The organism is Poseidonocella sp. HB161398 (genome assembly GCF_005870025.1).
GTDB lineage: Bacteria > Pseudomonadota > Alphaproteobacteria > Rhodobacterales > Rhodobacteraceae > Mangrovicoccus.
This window is the reverse complement of sequence record NZ_VATA01000011.1, coordinates 26,065-41,625: the sequence shown is the minus strand read 5'-3', so window position 1 is coordinate 41,625 and position 15,561 is coordinate 26,065. Positions and strand designations below refer to the sequence as shown.

Genomic DNA, 15,561 nt, shown 5'->3' with positions numbered 1-15,561 from the left:
CCCATGCGCCGCCTCATCCTGCCCCTCTTCGCCACCCTCGCCCTGCTCCTGGCCCTCGCCTGGGCCTTCGCCCCGCGCCCGGTGGCGGTGGAGACCGCGCGCATCGCGCCGCGCGACCTGGCCGTCGAGATCTCCGAGGAGGGCCGCGCCCGCATCCGCGAGGTCTTCGCCGTCTCCGCCCCGATCTCGGGCAGGCTCGAGCGGATCGCGCTCCATGCCGGGGACGCGGTCACGGCAGAGGAGACCGTGGTCGCCCGCATCGGCCCGGCCGCGCCCGAGCTTCTCGACTGGCGCGCCCGCGCCGTGGCCGAGGCCGCCGCCGCGGCTGCCGATGCCGCGGTCGCGCTGGCCCGCGCCGAGCTGGCCCAGGCCGAGGCCGAGCAGGAGCATGCCGCGACCGAGGCGGAGCGCAGCCGCAAGCTTTTCGAGCGCGCGGCGATCCCGGCCCAGCTGCGCGACAATGCCATTCTGGCCGAACGCACCGCGGCCGCGGCGGTGGAAAGCGCGCGGGCCAATCTCGAGGTGCAGGAACGCAAGCGCGACAGCGCGGAGGCGCTTCTGGCGATCGGCAATGGCAGCGTCCCGGCCAGCTGCTGCGTCGCGGTCACCGCCCCGGTCTCGGGCCGCATCCTGCGGGTGCTGACCGAGGACGAGCAGGTCGTGCAGGCCGGCACGCGGATCCTCGAGATCGGCGATCCCGGCAATCTGGAGATCGTCGCCGACCTGCTGTCGCGCGATGCCGTCGAGGTCGTGCCGGGGGCGGCCGCGCGGATCACCGGCTGGGGCGGCCCGGAGCTTGCGGCGACGGTCGAACGGGTCGAGCCGGCGGCGGAGACCAAGGTCTCGGCGCTCGGCATCGAGGAGCAGCGCGTCGAGGTGATCCTGGCCCTGACCGGCGGGCCGGAGGCGCGCGCCGCGCTCGGGCACGGCTTCCGCGTCAACGTCCATATCCGGGTCTGGTCCGGGCAGGACGTGCTCGCGGTGCCGGTCGGCGCGCTCTTCCGCGACGGGCCGGACTGGGCGGTCTTCCGGGTGGAGGACGGCCGCGCGCGGCTCCGGCGCATCGTCATCGGCGCGCGCAGCGACGCCTTCGCCCAGGTGCTGGACGGGCTCTCCGCGGCGGAGGAGGTCATCCTGCATCCCGCCGACACCGTGGCCGACGGCACGAAAGTCGTGCAGGCCCCGTCCTGAGCCCGTGACAGGCGCCGCCGGCCCTATCCTACCGGCGGGCACGGGGCGCTTCCCTCTGCCCGGCGTCCAGGACCGGAAGAAATCGGCCGCGAACGGCCGACCGACGGCGGCGGCGGGCCCATTCCTCCGCCGTTCAGATGCGCTCTGCGCCAGGGCGCTGCCATATCCGCGCGAGGCACAGCGCCAGGGCGGCCAGCCCCGCGCCGCAGAGGGCGATGGCGAGCCCGAGGAAGGCCGCGCCGGTGACCACGATCCAGAGGCCGGTCAGGCCGAACCCGCCCAATGCGCCGAGGGCGGCCGTGCAGGTCACGGCGGCGGTGACGGCGGCCAGCAGCCCGTGCTCGGTCCGCCGCCCGGGCGCAGCCAGCGCGGCCGGGAAGGCGGCCAGGGCAAGGAGCGCGGCAAGCACCGCCAGCGCCTGGCGGGGCGGCATCGGCCCGGCGGCGGCCGTGACGGCCCTCTGCCAAACCCCGCCGAGCGTCAGCCAGGCCAGCAGGCCGCCCAAGAACGCGCCGATGGCCAGGGCGGCAAGCGGGCGGAGCCGCGGCTCCGGCGGCGGCGCGCCCACAGGGCCCGAGATATAGGGCCAGCCGCGGCCCGCCCGCCCGCGGGCGAAGCGCGCCGCCAGCGGCAGCCCGGCCACCACCGCCAGCACGGGTGGCGCGAACGGGTTCATCGCCACCGCCATCAGCATGCCGCCCGCGAGCATCCCGAGCACGGAGGCGATCCCCTGCCCCGGCGCCGCAAGGAAGATACCGGCGAAGAGGAGCTGCGCGCCGAGCACCAGCCCGGGCGGCACCAGCAGGACCAGCGGCAGCGCGGCGCAGGCAAGGAGGACGCGCAGCAGCCCCGGCCCGCGCTCCAGCCGCGCCAGCACCGGCGTCCAGGTCACCGCCGCGCGGCGCAGCCAGACGAGCCAGATCCAGTAGAGCAGGAACTGCAGCGCCAGGATCGGCGCCAGCATGGCGAGCGCGATGCGGATCTCGCCGCCCGCGCTGCCTGCGGCCCCGGGCAGCGGCACCGAGAAGACGATGCCCGCCGCCGAGGTGGCGAGCCCGGCCAGCGTGCCCGCGGCCGCCGCGGCGGCCTGGCCCGCGACCGGCGGGGGGCGGCAGCCGAGCAGCACCGCGGCATGCCAGCTCCGCCAGGCGATCGGCGCCATCGCCGCGCCCATCGGCACGGCCAGCAGGATGAGCGGCGCCAGCCCCGCCGCGGCGATCACCGCCGCGGGCGCCGAGAACAGCCGCAGGATCGCGTCGGCCTGGAACAGCCCGAACCAGGTCAGGAGCGCGATCGGCGTGGCGAAAGCGATGGCATAGGCCAGCGGAAACAGCGTCGCCGGGCGCGGCGCGAAGGTGTCTCCGGTGGCGCCCAGCCCCAGCAGCCGCGCCGAGGGCGGCGGGTGCAGCGACAGCAGGACGCGCCAGCCGGGCGGATCGGCCATCCGCGCGAATTCCCGCGCGAGCCCCGCGCCGATCTCGGGCACCAGCCCGGCGCGCAGGTCGGCATAGCGCTCGCGCGCGCGGTAGACCGCCGCCGCCGCCAGCAGGACCAGCCCGGTGACCAGCGCCAGCCGCCCCAGCTCCCAGGCCATGAAGCGGATCGAGGCGCCGTCTCCGGCAAGCGCGCGGCGCAGCGTCTCGGGCTCGGCGGGCTCGGCCAGCGCCAGGAGCAGATAGGCCGGCCAGATCACGCAAAGCAGCGCCGTGGTGGCCGCGCGGGTGACGAGCGTCGTGGTAACGTCGCGATTGGCCACATGCGCCAGCTCATGTGCCAGCATCGCGTCGAATTGCGGCGGATCGGTCAGCGCCGCGGCCACGGCGCCGCCGCTCAGCGCGATCACCGGCCGCCGGTTCGAGCCCAGCACCGCGGCGCGAGGCAAGGGGTCGAGCGGCGCCCAGAGGAGCTTCGGGTGCCGCGCGCAGCCGATCGCGGCCGCCAGCCGGGCGAGCCGCGCGCCGACGGCATCGGCAAGCGGCGGGGGCAGCGGCTCCAGCCCCGCCGTCGCGACGATCCGCCAGCGCAAGGCCGTGGCGAGAAGGACCGTCGCGCCCCAGAAAAGGAGCAGCAGGACGACCGGCCAGAAGACCGCGCTGCCCCCCGCGAGCCCCGCCATGCAGCCATTGACCGTGCTGCGGAGCTCCAGGACCAGCTCCGGCGCGGCCTCCGCGGCGGCCCGGGAGAGAACCGGCATCGCCTCGGCGCGCAGGCAGTCCTCGACCGCGGCGAGCGAGGGGGCGAAGGCGCCGACCACGTGGAACCCGGCCGAGAGCGCGACGGCGGAGGAGACGAGAAGCAGGAAGGCCAGGCGGTAGCGGGTCTCCCCAGCGAAGGGGAACGGGTTGAGGAGCGGGCCCGGCCCGGTCACTGCGGCCCGGCGCCGGGCGGCGCGGGCGCCGCGATGCGCGACACGATGGCATGGGTAAGCGCCGCGGCGACGTCTTCGGACAGGTACTTGCGCGCCTCCGCGGCGATGCCCTCCTGCAGCCGGGCGAATTCCGCGGGCGGCAGCTCCAGCGGCTCCGCCTTGCCGCCCGCCAGCCGCGTGCCGATCGCGGCGAACAGCGCCCTCCCGGCGCCGAGCGCCTTCTCCTTGGCCAGGTCACGCAGGGTCTCGAGCCCGAAGGCGGCCAGCACCAGCGCCACCGGCGCAAGCGCAGCCCCGGCCTCGGCAGCCGTGCCGAAGCCGATGGCGCGGCCGTAGCTGCTTGCGGGCAGCCGCCCGCCATTCCGCCAGAAGGCGGCCTCGGTCGCGGGCATCAGCAGAAGCTCGGCGGGGCGCAGCTCGCCCACCACCGCGCGGGCCAGCGCGCTGGCCGTGTCGATGCCGTCCCTTTCCATGCCGTGCGCCTCCCCCTGCCGCTGCGGCAATCCTAGCGCCGGGACGGCATTTCCCGTAGCGCTTTCCGCCGGCCCGGCTCGCCTTTTGCGTGTTCTGCCCCAAGACCGGGCAGGCGGGGCGCGCTCAGCCCGCCCTGTAGCGCCGGGCGATGACCGAGCTGCCGAGGCTCGTCAGGATCACGGTGACGATCAGCAGGAGGAAGGCCAGCGCCGCGCCGAAGGGCCAGTTGGAGGCGCGGGCGAACTGCTCGTAGACCGCGGGCGCCATCATCTGGAACTGCGGCCCGCCAAGCAGCAGCGGCGTGGCATAGGCGTTCATGCACAGGATGAAGACCAGCGTCGCCCCGGCAAGCACCCCGGGCAGCGACAGCGGCATCAGCACCCGGAAGAAGGACCGCCCCGGGCGCGCGCCGAGATTGGCCGCGGCCTCCTCGACCTGGCGCGGGATGCTCTCGATCACCGAGGCCAGCGTCAGGATCATGTAGGGCAGCACGATCCCCACCGTGGCGAAGATCACCGCGCCGGGCGTATAGAGAAGCTGCAGCGGCTCGGCGATGATCCCCGCCCCGCGCAGGGCGGCATTCACCAGCCCGTCGGTGCTCAGCAGCGCCAGGTACCCCGCCGAGCGCACCACGCCCCCCACGAGAAGGGGGAACATGGTCAGGATGGTCAGCTTGCTCTTCCAGCGGCTCTCCATGCGCGCCAGCCAGTAGGCCGGGCCATAGGCCAGCAGCGTGGTCAGCGCCGTGCAGGCCAGCGCCACGAGAATCGTGGTGGTCAGGATCTTCTGGTAGTAGGGATCGGCCACCGCCCGCGCGTAGTTCTCGAAGGTGAAGGCCTGCTTCATCAGGAAAAGCGGGTCGAAGACGTTGAACGAGTAGCGCAGCATCAGCAGCATCGGCCCGCCGAGCAGCAGCAGGACCAGAAGGCCCGCCGGAAGAACGAGTTTCGCCATGGGTCAGCCCTTGAGGATGCGGTTCCAGGCATCCAGCATCGCCGCCTGGTTCTCCATGATGAAGTCGAGGTCGGGCTGCCAGAGGCGGTTGCGCTCGGCCTCGGTGAAGCCGATCTCGGCCTCGAGCTCGGGCGGGATCGACCCGTTGGAGACCGTCGGCAGATAGCCCATCTTGGCCGCGAAGGCCGCCTGCGCCGCCGGGTCGAGCAGCGCGGACATGTAGGCCATCCCGCCCTCGGCATTGCGGGCGTTCTTCGGCACCGCCGCCTCGTAGACCGCGGGGAAGGCGCCCTCTTCGGGGATCACCCAGCCGAGGTCGATCCCGCCCTTGCGCCAGCTGTAGCCGCGCGCCGCCGAGATGACGGTCAGCCAGATATCGCCCGAGGCCAGCGCCTGGCCGACCGCCTCGGTCGAGGGCAGCAGCTTGGCGTCGAGCTCGCGCCAGGCCTGCACGCCGGTCTCGGCGCCCTCGAAATCCGACAGCGTCCCGCCATTGGCGATGGCCGCATAGGCCATGTTCGAGGTGTAGAGGAAATCGCTCAGCCCGATCCTGCCCTTGTAGGCGGGGTTCCACAGCTCGGCGACCGAGGCCGGCGGGGTCGGGATCAGGTCCTTGCGGTAGACGATCGCATGGGCCGAGTAGATCAACGGCACCGAATGGGATTTCCGCAGGAAGGGCAGGATGTTGCCATAGCCCGGCACGGTCTCCTCGCCCAGCTCCTCGAGCGCGCCGACCTTGGCGGCGGCATGCATGTCGAAATCGGCAAGCAGCGCGGCATCCATGCTGCCGCGGCGCTGCATCCGCTCGGTGATCAGCTTGGTGCGGCGCGGCACCGGGCCCGAGACCTCCTGCAGGATGCTCCAGCCGGCGGGCTCGAGGATCGCCTCGTCGACATTGGCCTTCAGCAGGTCGCCGAAGGTGCCGCCCCAGGTGCCGACGACGATGTCGGAGGACTGGGCGATGGCGGGGGTGCAAAGCAGCCCTGCCGCAGAGGCGGCCGTGGCGGATGCAAGGAAGGCGCGGCGGGACAGTCGCGTCATGTCGGTATCTCCTGTTGGTTTGTCTTGTCGTTCGGACGGCGCCCGGCTCAGGCGCCGAGCAGCCTGGCGCTGGCCCCCGGCCAGCTCAGGCGCACCGGGTCGCCCGTCCGCAGCCCGGCCAGCGCGTCGTCCGGACCCGGGGTCGCGGCGATCACGGTGACCGGCGTCTGGCCGAGCATCACGGTGTATTCGGTCTGGGCGCCGAGATAGAGGATCTCGCGCAGCGCCCCCCCGACCCCCTCGCCTGCGTCCTCGCGGGCGAGGACGATCTTCTCGGGACGGATGGCGTAGAAGCTGCCCCCGGCCGCGCCCGCGGCGGCGGCAGGCAGGAGCGTGCCGCAGGCGGTGCGGAACCCGCCGCCCTCGGCGCGGCCCTCGATCACGTTCGAGCGGCCGACGAATTCCGCGACGAAGGCATCGGCCGGGCGCTCGTAGAGATCCTGCGCCGTCCCGGCCTGCCGCACCCGACCGCCTTCCATCAGCACCAGCCGGTCGGACATGGTCAGCGCCTCCTCCTGGTCATGGGTGACCATCAGCGTGGTCAGCTCCAGCGACTGCTGCAGGGCGCGGATCTCGCTGCGGACCTCGCCGCGCAGCTTGGCGTCGAGATTGGAGAGCGGCTCGTCGAGCAGGAAGACCGCCGGGTTCAGCACCAGCCCGCGGGCCAGCGCGACCCGCTGCTGCTGCCCGCCCGAGAGCTGGCGCGGATAGCGGTCGGCCAGGTGCTCGAGCCGCACGCGGCGCAGCGCCTCTAGGCTTTGCGCCTCGCGCTCGGCGCGGCCGACCTTGCGCATTTCCAGCCCGAAGCCGACATTCTGCGCCACGGTCATGTGCGGGAAGAGCGCGTAGGACTGGAAGACCAGCGCGGTATCGCGCTCGTAGGGGGCCAGCCGGGTGACGTCGCGCCCGTCGATCAGCACCGATCCCGCGCTCGGCGCGACGAAGCCCGCCACCATGCGCAGCGTCGTCGTCTTGCCGCAGCCCGAGGGCCCCAGCAGCGAGACCAGCTCGCCCCGGGCGATCTGCATGCTCATCCCGGCGACCGCGACCGCGCCGCCATAGTCCTTGCGGATATTGACAAGTTCCAGCGATTTCATGTGCGTCACTCCGGGTCTCAGACGATGCGGGACAGTTTCACGTAGCGGTCGGTGACCAGCATCATCGCGGCGATGACGACGATCTGGATGGTCGCCACGGCGGCCAGGGTCGGGTCGATCTGGAATTCCAGGTAGTTCAACATGGCGATCGGCAGGGTGCTCATGCCCGGGCCCACGAGGAGCAGCGTCAGCTCCAGGTTCTCGAAGCTCTGGATGAAGGAGAACATCGAGGCGGCGACGATGGCCGGGCGCATCATCGGCAGCGTCACCCGCCAGAACACCGTGGCATGGCGCGCCCCGAGGTTGAGCGCGGCCTCCTCGACGCTGCGGTCGAGCCCCTGCAGCCCGGCCGTCACCACCCGCACCGTCCAGGGAATGGTCAGCAGCACATGCGCGGCGACAAGCCCCGGCAGCGTGCCGACGATGTCGCGGTCGAGCCGGGTCTGCGCCAGCAGGTAGGTCAGGTAGAGCGCCGTGCCCGCGACGATCCCCGGCACGATGATCGGGCCCAGCAGGAAGGTGGTGATCGCCTGCTTGGCGCGCAGGTTGCTGCGCACCAGCGCCAGCGAGGCGGCGGTCCCGGCCGGCACGCCGATCAGCGTGGCGATCGCGGCGACCTTGAAGCTGGTCACGAAGCCGTCGAGGAACTCGTCCCGCCCCAGCGCATTGCGGTACCATTCCAGCGACAGGCCGCTGGGCGGGAAGGCGATGATCGCGTCGCGGAAGACCGAGGTCACCGCCAGCAGCACGACCGGCAGGAGCATGACCGTATAGGCCAGGACGATCCCGCCGCGGTAGATCGCTCCGGTCAGTCGCATGCGGCCTCCTCCCCTTCGGCGGCGAAGCAGACGGCATAGCGGTCCGCGACCGCCTGCAGCGCGCCCATCGCCTCCGGGCCGAAGCCCCCGGCGCGGCCCATCAGGTTCAGCTGCCCGACGGCCCGTCCGTCCCCGGCGCGCACCGGCAGGTTGGCGATGGCATCGGCGCCGAGCCCCAGGATCGCGTCCCCGTCGGGAAAGCCCGCGCGGATCGCCGCGGCCCCTTCGGTCACGACCGGCGTCCCGGCGGCGCGCACCCGCGCCATGGTCGGCGCCTCGGCGAAGAGCTTGACCCCTTCGGCGGCGAAGATCTCCGGATGGCTGGAGAAGGCCCGCTCCGCCCGGTCGCCGCGATAGCGCAGCGCGGTCAGCGCGCGGATCCCGGCAATGCCGCGAAGCTCGTCCAGCAGCGCCGGGAAGCTGCGCCCGGCCGTCATGCCCGCCCCTCCGCGCCCGCCATCGGCAGGTCGAGCCGCGTTCCGGCCAGATCGACCGAGATCAGCGGCATGCGGCCATGCGGGACCTTCTTGAAATGGTCGGCATCCGCCCCGGCAATCGACAGCCGCAGCCGACTGCCCTTCGACAGGGTCCAGGCGGTCGGCAGGAGCGGGATGCGGATGGTCTGCAACTCTCCCGCGGGCAGCGGCAGCGCGCTGCCGCGGCGGAAGCTGCGGAAGGGCCAGGCCACGCGGATCGTCTCGGGCGGCTCCGCCTCCTGGCGGAAGAGCGCGCGCAGCACGCCCTCGGTGATGTAGCGTTCGGTGCCGTCGGCCTCGATCTCGGTCAGATAGGCGAAGAGTCCGGCATCGGGCGCGTCGAAGGCGGCCGAAAGCGTCAGCAGCGGATGCCCGGCGATGCGCGTCTCCTCCGCCACCGGGGCGCTGTCCCAGCTCAGCATCGCGTCGCTGCGCCCCTGCCAGTCGCAGTAGTAGTTGCGCGAATCCATCCCCGCGATGCGCTCGTAGCGGGTCTCGGAGCCGGTGCCGGTCTGCGGCACGCACTGGTATCTTGCCACCCCCTCCGAGGCCGTGGCGCCCAGCCCGCCCGCCGCGTCGGGATGCAGGCTGCGGATCCCGGGCTGCGGCGGCCAGTCCGCGGCGTCCTGCCAGGCCTCCTCGTGCAGCGCATAGTAGGAGACCGGCGGCTCGCCGGCCAGGCCGGTCTCGGCGCCCTCCAGGTAGGTATCGAAGAAGCGCAGCACGCAGCCCAGCAGCGGAAAGCCCGGATCCTCGCTCTCGCGCCAGGGCGAGACATCGATCCGCGCGCCGTGATCCCAGGGGCCCAGCACCAGATGGCGCGGATTGCGGTCGAGCGTCAGGAAGCGCGCGATGGCGCCATTGGCGTAGCCCGCCCCGTCGAGCCAGCCCGAGACCGACAGGACCGCCACGTCCGCGGGAATGCCCGCCGCATAGGCATAGGGGCTGATCGCGGCGCTGCTGTAATCCGGATCATAGGGCAGCCCCTCCTCGCGATAGGCGAGATCGGCCATGAAATCGGTTTGGCGGAAATTGCCCTGGTGCTCGGCCACGGCCGCGGCGGCGAGGCTGCCATCGGCGTCCGCGTCGACCGGCTGCGGCCCCTGGTAGTCGGGATGGGCGTAGTACTTGTAGTCCTTCAGGTAGCTGCGCTGGTCGAGGTCGAGCCCCTTCATCAGGTCGTCGTAGATCCGGGTCAGCGAGCTGCACTGCATGCCGCCGGGGAAGTAGTTGTCGGCATAAGTGTCCCAGACCGAGAAGAGCGGCGCGATCGCCTTGACCGCCGGATGCCCGGTCGAGGCCAGGAAGTCCGAGGCCGCGCCCAGATAGGAGATGCCGGTCGCCCCCAGCACGCCGTTCGACCAGTCCTGCGCGACCGCCCAGTCGGCGATCTCGGCGCTGTCCAGCCGCTCCGCGGGCGAGCGGAACCCGTCGCGCGTGCCGAAGCTGGCGCCGGTGCCGCGCACGTCCACCACCACGACCGCATAGCCGCGCGGCACGAAATAGTCGCTGAACTTGGCGGTGTTCGGATTGGGCACGGCGTCCGATCCCGGGCGCAGCTTGAAGCGGCGGAAATACGGGGTGAAGAGCAGCAGCGCCGGGAAGCGCGCGCCTTCGGCCGCCCCCTCGGGCAGCCAGGCATCGACGGCGATCCGGCAGCCGTCCCGCATCGTCACGTAGCAGGAGACCGGCGCGGCGGGCAGGCGGTAGGGCACCGCGCGCCCGGCTTCATAGGCGGCGACGCGGCTGTGCAGATCGGCTTGGGAGGTCATCGGGGGTCTTCCGTGGTTTGTCCTGCCGCCGTTACAGACAAAATTCCGGATTGCGTAAATTGAATAATTTTGCAGTTCACTTGCGTTTTGCGTAACTGTTGGCGGAGCCTGCCCGAGGACCGACCGCCATGCCGCTGAGCCACCGATCGCTTGAAGCCTTCCGCGCCTTCGTCGAGACCGGCTCGGTCAATGGCGCCGCCGACCGTCTGCTGCGCACCCCGCCGCAGATCAGCCGCCTGCTCTCGGCGCTGGAGGAGGAGCTGGGCTTCCCGGTGCTCGCGCGGCATGGCCGCCGGCTGCGGCTGACCCGCGAAGGCACGGAATTCTACCGAGAAACCGAGCTGGTCCTGCAGGCCTTCGACGATGCCGAGCGGCGCGCCGACCAGATCCGCCGCGGCCGGAAGGAGCACCTGCGCATCCTCGTCGCCCCGTTCATCTCGCATGCCGTCATCAACCGCTCGCTCGCCGAAGTGATGAAGAAGCGCCCGCGGATGACGGCGCAGATCGACGCCCGGGTGCGGCTCGATATCGACCTCTGGGTCGGGCAGGAGACCTTCGATCTCGGCATCGCGCCCCTGCCGGTGAAGGCGGGCGCCTTCGAGGTGGAGCCGTTCCTCGACCTGCCGATGATGGTGGCGATGCATCCCGGCCATCCGCTGGCTGCCCGGAAAATAGTCACTTTCGACGATTTCGCCGCGCATCCGATCGTCTCGACCCATGCGCGCTCGCTGCTGGGCCAGCATCTCGAGGCGCTCTGCACCCAGAGCGGCAAGCGGCTCGATGTCCGGGTGGAGGCGCGCAACGGCGTGATCGCCTGCCAGATGGCGGGGCTCGATCTCGGCTGCTGCCTGGCGGATCCGTTCGTGGCGCTGTCCAGCGGGGTGGAGTCGCTGGTCCTGCGCCCCTTCGCACCGCAGGGCATGCTGCGCTACGGCTTTCTCTACCCCAGCTGGGCCAGCCGCACCGAGGTCGTCGAGGAGGTCGCGGCAGAGATCCGCAGGACCACCGCAGCGCTTGCCGCCTCGATCCTCGGCGGGGATGCCGAAACCTTCCTGATCTGACCCCCGGGGCGCCGTCATGCCCCCGGGGGCACTAGCCTAGCAGGCTGTTGAAAAGGTCTGTTCGGCCGCGGAGTTCATAGAAACATTGGAAAAAAGTCGTCAGCGCAGCCGGGATCGATGGATTCAGGGAGCGGCACGGAGAACACTCGGAACAGTTTCCTCCACGGCGACCCCCTGGATTCCTTTTTCAGCAGCCTGCTAGAACCGCCCCCCGGCGCTTCGGCAGGCGGCACGCGCCCTGACCGGCCCTGCGGCCGCCCCTGTCAGTGCAGGCTGCCGCCGGGCGGCGCCTCCCCGCCCTGCAGCCGGTCGAGCACCTGCAGCGTCAGCGCGCCGACTTCCGTGGCGAAATCCGGCGTGGCGCGCATCAGCGCGGCGGCGCGGCGGCTCTCCTCCAGCGCCTGCACCCGCGCCTCGACCCGGGCCGGGTCCTCCGCCGTGCCCGCCTCCGGGCCGAAGACCGGGCGGCCGCGGGCGATCCGGCCCTTGGCCAGCGCCGGGACGACCCGGCGGTCGCAGCGGCAGGGCGCGCCCGCCGAGGCCACGCCGCAGCCCTTGGCGACGAAGGCCGAGACCCGGTCCCGCGCCCGCTTCAGCCGCTGGCGGTAGGTGGCCGGGGCGATCTCCAGCACCGCGGCGGCCTCGGTCTCGGTCAGCTCGAACACGTCGCCGAGGATATAGGCGATCCGCAGGTCGCGGCTGAGGCAGACCAGCATGGCCAGCGTGCAGCCGATCCGCACCTCCTTGACCGCCAGCGCGTATTCCGCCTCGCTCAGCCCGCTCTCATGGCCCGGCGCGGCGCCCTCGGCCAGATCCTCGGCGAAGGCCCCGAAGTCGAGGCGCAGCGCCTCGACCCGGCCGCGGCGGCGCTCCCGCACCAGATGGCGGGCCGCCACCCGCATCGCCCAGCCGCCCGCCGCGGCGGGCTCGCGCAGCCCGCCCAGGCGGGTGACGATCTTGACCAGGATCTCCTGCGTGGCGTCCTCGGCATCGGCGCGGTTCGCCAGCATCCGCAGCGCGAGGTTGTAGACCGGCCGCTCGGCCGCCCGCACCACCGCCTCGAGGGCGGCGCGGTTTCCCTCCCGCGCCGCCAGGACCAGCTCCGGATCGAGCGTGATCATGCCTCGAGCACCCCTTTCAGCGATGCCAGCTCATGCGCCAGGATCTGCATCTGCTCGGCCAGCGCGCCCTCCAGCGCCTCGAGCGGCACCGGCGGGGCCATCAGCACGAAGGAATAGACCGCCCCCGCCGCGCCGTTCTCGGTCACCCGCGAATAGGCGACGCCCTCGGCGCCGTCGGGGAAGGTCATGTGCCAGTCGATGGTGCCGCTCTGCCGGTCGGCCACGGTCCGCAGCCGGATTGGCGCGATGCCCGCGGGCGTCTCCAGATCGGCGCTCTCGTCATCGGCGCGGCGGAACGCATTGGTCCAGGCCGGCAGGTTGGCCGGGCGGGAGACATAGTCGAACACCGCCGCGGCCGGGCGGTCGATGGATACGGATTGCACGTCGAAGGTCTTCATCTCTTCATCCTGTCTGAACGCAGCCGTTCTTCCGGTCTGCAGATGGGAAGAGGCGGGGACCGGCGGAACCGTGACAGATTTTCTTTCGCACCCCCCGGCGCTCAGGCCCGCCGCGCGCCCGGGCTCGGCTTCATGACGACATTCACCTCCGAGCCCTCCTTGATGTAGAGATCGCGATGCCCCAGCGGCGTGCGGATGCCATGGGCGCGGAAGCTCTCCCAGATCGCCAGCAGCACCTGGCTGCGGACATTGATGACGCCGTTGACCGGATCCTCGATCCAGAACCGCATCTCCAGGTTCACCGCGCTGTCGCCGAAGCTCATCAGCCGGCAGACCGGGGGCGGATCCGTCATCACCCGCGGGGTCTCCTTGGCCGCGGTCTCGGCCAGCTCCATCGCCAGCCGCACGTCGCAGTCGAAGGACACGCTGATCGGCGTCAGCAGCCGCAGCCGGTGGTGGTTGTAGGACCAGTTGACGATGCGGGTGGAGATCAGCTCCTCGTTCGGGACCAGCCATTCGGTGCCGTCGCGCGTGGTCAGCGAGACATAGCGGGCATTCAGCGCCGTCACCCAGCCGAAGAGCTGCACGTCGCGGTTCGAGGGATCCGACAGCTCCAGCACGTCGCCGGGCTTGATCGAGCGGTCCGACAGCAGCAGGAGCCCGCTGATCAGGTTAGACAGCGCCTTCTGCATGCCGAAGCCGAGCCCGACGCCGAGCGCCCCGGAAAACAGCGCGAAGGCGCTGAGATCGATGCCGATGCTCGACAGCCCGGCGACCAGCGCCAGCGTGACCAGCCCGAAGCGCAGCAGCTTGCCGGTCAGCACCCTGAGCGAGGGCGTCAGCCCGGTCGCGCTGTTCACCCGGCTCTCCAGCAGCCGCGCCACCGCTAGCGCCACCCAGAGGAGCACGGCGAGCTGCACCGCGCCGCGCAGCAGGTCGAGCACCGAGAGATGGATCGAGCCCAGGCCGAACCCCATCCGGTCGAGCCGCACGATCGTCGCCTCGAGCAGGCCGAGCACGCTCAGCGCGGCGATGGCGAAGGCGGCAAGCGCCGCCACGCGCGACCAGAAGGCATTGCGCACGAAGAGCGACAGCAGCCTCAGCCCGGTCCAGAAGGCCAGGAGCTTCGCCGCCGCCACAAGCATCGGCACCGGCAGCCCGGCAAGCCCGAAGCCGCCGACCGCCGCCATCACGAGGCAGAACGCCGCCAGCGGCCGCACCGCCGCCGCGGCCGCGCGCAGCACCGCCTGCTCTGCCTGGCGGCGCGCGGCGAGGCCTGCGCGGCGGTGCCGCAGCCGCGCCTCCAGCGGGCGCGACAGCAGCCAGGCGAGCCCGCCGGCCACCGCCAGCGCCGCCAGCTGCCACAGCGTGGCGGCCACCAGGACCTGCGTCAGCACCCAGTATTCCGCCCGCATCTGCAGGTTTTCCAGCGCGATCACGTCGACCAGTCGCTGATAGCTTTCCATGGCTGCCCCGATCCGCTTGCCCCGATCCCGTCGTCTTGCCCCGAGTACCGCATCCGGAGACCGGAAAATCAACAGTTTGCGCCTCGGCTTTTGCGTCGCGGCACGGGTCGTGTAGTCTCTGCGGGCAGGACTGCACGATGACGGGCAAGGGAGAACCGAATGCCGCCGAGACGCACCCGGGGACGCTTCCCCGCACGGGCCGCCCTGGCCTGCCTCCTCGCCCTGGCCGCGGCGCTCCCGGCCGGCGCCCAGAGCACCGAGCAGCGGCTGGTCACCATCGCTACCGCCTCGCGCAGCGGCGTCTACTACTATGCCGGCGGCGCGATCTGCGGCCTCGTCAATGCCCGCCGCTGGCAGACCGGGCTGCGCTGCGTCACCCGGCAGACCGGCGGCTCGATCGACAACCTGCGCGCGCTGCGCACCGGCACGGCGGATTTCGCCATCGTGCAGTCCGACTGGCAGCAGGCGGCGGTGGCGGGCAGCGGCGTGTTCGAGGGCTTCGGCCCCGACCGCGACCTGCGCTCGGTGCTGGCGCTCTTCCCCGAGCCCTTCACCGTCGTCGCCCGCCCGCAGAGCGGCATCGCCCGGCTCTCCGATCTCGCGGGCAAGCGCGTCAATATCGGCCCGCCGGGCTCGGGCAGCCGGGCGACGGCCGAGATCGTGCTCGACGCCATGGGCTGGAGCGGCGGGGATTTCGAGCATCTCTCCGAGCTCGGCTGGAGCGACCTGCCGCGGGCGCTCTGCGAGGGAGAGATCGACGCCGCGCTGGTCATCATCGCCCATCCGAACCTGCTGGTGGAGGAGATGGTCTCCTCCTGCGGCGCGGTGCTGCTGCCCGCGGACACCGCCGAGATCCGCGCCCTGATCGACGCGCACCCGGCCTATTTCGCCTATTCGATCCCGGCGCGGACCTATCCCGGCCAGAGCATCGCGGTCCCGGGCTTCGCGCTGGCGGCCGGGCTCGTGACCTCCACCCGCGTGCCCCCGCCGGTGGTCGAGGACGTGGCCGGGGCGATCCTCGCCGATCTCCCGGCCTTCCGCGCGCGGCACCCGGCCTTCTCGGAATTCGACGCCGGGCAGATGCTGGGCGAAGGCATGTCCGCCCCGCGCTATCCGGGCATCCGGCTGGAGCTGGAAGAGGCCGCGCAGGCGCCCGCCAACTGACCTGCCGCCCGTCCTGCCCAATTGGCCGGGAAGACGGATAGCCGCCCCCCGCGGACCGCATACCGGACCGGGGGCGCCCCTCCCGATCCGGTCGTGCCGGAGCGCGGCAGACCGCCCAGATCGGATGCCGGCACAGTCGCCGCCCGTTGACCCTTCCCGG

The 15,561-nt window shown here is 72.2% G+C and carries 14 protein-coding genes; 3 read left to right on the top strand and 11 right to left on the bottom strand.

Annotation, left to right across the window (positions count from 1 at the left end):
- Positions 1-3 precede the first annotated feature (3 nt).
- Complete coding sequence (locus FGX59_RS10910) at positions 4-1,191, top strand: efflux RND transporter periplasmic adaptor subunit (RefSeq protein ID WP_138466569.1); 1,188 nt, start codon at positions 4-6, stop codon at positions 1,189-1,191.
- Between the two features lie 133 nt (positions 1,192-1,324).
- Here FGX59_RS10910 and FGX59_RS10905 read toward each other — a convergent pair whose 3' ends face one another.
- The 8 genes from FGX59_RS10905 to FGX59_RS10870 form a co-directional block, all read right to left on the bottom strand.
- A complete protein-coding gene (locus tag FGX59_RS10905; RefSeq protein ID WP_138466568.1) occupies positions 1,325-3,559 on the bottom strand; it encodes a M48 family metalloprotease in 2,235 nt (744 codons plus the stop codon).
- On the bottom strand, positions 3,556-4,032 hold the full coding sequence (locus tag FGX59_RS10900) for a hypothetical protein (protein WP_138466567.1): 477 nt from the start codon (positions 4,030-4,032) through the stop codon (positions 3,556-3,558). Before FGX59_RS10900 ends, FGX59_RS10905 begins: the two co-directional genes overlap by 4 nt.
- Positions 4,033-4,156: 124 nt before the next feature.
- Positions 4,157-4,987: an ABC transporter permease gene (locus FGX59_RS10895; protein ID WP_138466566.1), complete on the bottom strand. Its 831-nt coding sequence runs from the start codon at positions 4,985-4,987 to the stop codon at positions 4,157-4,159.
- Positions 4,988-4,990: 3 nt separating this feature from the next.
- Positions 4,991-6,028: a PotD/PotF family extracellular solute-binding protein gene (locus tag FGX59_RS10890; RefSeq protein ID WP_138466565.1), complete on the bottom strand. Its 1,038-nt coding sequence runs from the start codon at positions 6,026-6,028 to the stop codon at positions 4,991-4,993.
- Positions 6,029-6,075: 47 nt separating this feature from the next.
- Positions 6,076-7,125 (bottom strand): ABC transporter ATP-binding protein, encoded by a 1,050-nt coding sequence (locus FGX59_RS10885; RefSeq protein ID WP_138466564.1) that lies wholly within the window; start codon positions 7,123-7,125, stop codon positions 6,076-6,078.
- 17 nt (positions 7,126-7,142) lie between these two features.
- Positions 7,143-7,943, bottom strand: a complete 801-nt coding sequence (locus tag FGX59_RS10880; RefSeq protein WP_138466563.1) for an ABC transporter permease — start codon at positions 7,941-7,943, stop codon at positions 7,143-7,145.
- Positions 7,934-8,380: a hypothetical protein gene (locus FGX59_RS10875; protein WP_138466562.1), complete on the bottom strand. Its 447-nt coding sequence runs from the start codon at positions 8,378-8,380 to the stop codon at positions 7,934-7,936. Before FGX59_RS10875 ends, FGX59_RS10880 begins: the two co-directional genes overlap by 10 nt.
- Positions 8,377-10,191, bottom strand: coding sequence for a CocE/NonD family hydrolase (locus FGX59_RS10870; RefSeq protein WP_138466561.1), 1,815 nt, complete (start codon positions 10,189-10,191; stop codon positions 8,377-8,379). Before FGX59_RS10870 ends, FGX59_RS10875 begins: the two co-directional genes overlap by 4 nt.
- Before the next feature lie 128 nt (positions 10,192-10,319).
- Between FGX59_RS10870 and FGX59_RS10865 the strand changes: the two genes are divergently transcribed.
- Positions 10,320-11,252: a LysR family transcriptional regulator gene (locus FGX59_RS10865; protein WP_138466560.1), complete on the top strand. Its 933-nt coding sequence runs from the start codon at positions 10,320-10,322 to the stop codon at positions 11,250-11,252.
- A gap of 263 nt (positions 11,253-11,515) precedes the next feature.
- Here FGX59_RS10865 and FGX59_RS10860 read toward each other — a convergent pair whose 3' ends face one another.
- The 3 genes from FGX59_RS10860 to FGX59_RS10850 form a co-directional block, all read right to left on the bottom strand.
- Positions 11,516-12,373 (bottom strand): RNA polymerase sigma factor, encoded by an 858-nt coding sequence (locus FGX59_RS10860; RefSeq protein ID WP_138466559.1) that lies wholly within the window; start codon positions 12,371-12,373, stop codon positions 11,516-11,518.
- Positions 12,370-12,771, bottom strand: coding sequence for an SRPBCC family protein (locus FGX59_RS10855; protein WP_138466558.1), 402 nt, complete (start codon positions 12,769-12,771; stop codon positions 12,370-12,372). The genes FGX59_RS10860 and FGX59_RS10855 overlap by 4 nt, the downstream gene beginning before the upstream one ends.
- Positions 12,772-12,872: 101 nt before the next feature.
- Entirely contained in the window at positions 12,873-14,237 is a 1,365-nt protein-coding gene (locus tag FGX59_RS10850) for a mechanosensitive ion channel family protein (RefSeq protein ID WP_138466557.1), read from the bottom strand.
- 159 nt (positions 14,238-14,396) lie between these two features.
- Between FGX59_RS10850 and FGX59_RS10845 the strand changes: the two genes are divergently transcribed.
- Positions 14,397-15,401: a TAXI family TRAP transporter solute-binding subunit gene (locus FGX59_RS10845; protein WP_138466556.1), complete on the top strand. Its 1,005-nt coding sequence runs from the start codon at positions 14,397-14,399 to the stop codon at positions 15,399-15,401.
- Positions 15,402-15,561 lie beyond the last annotated feature (160 nt).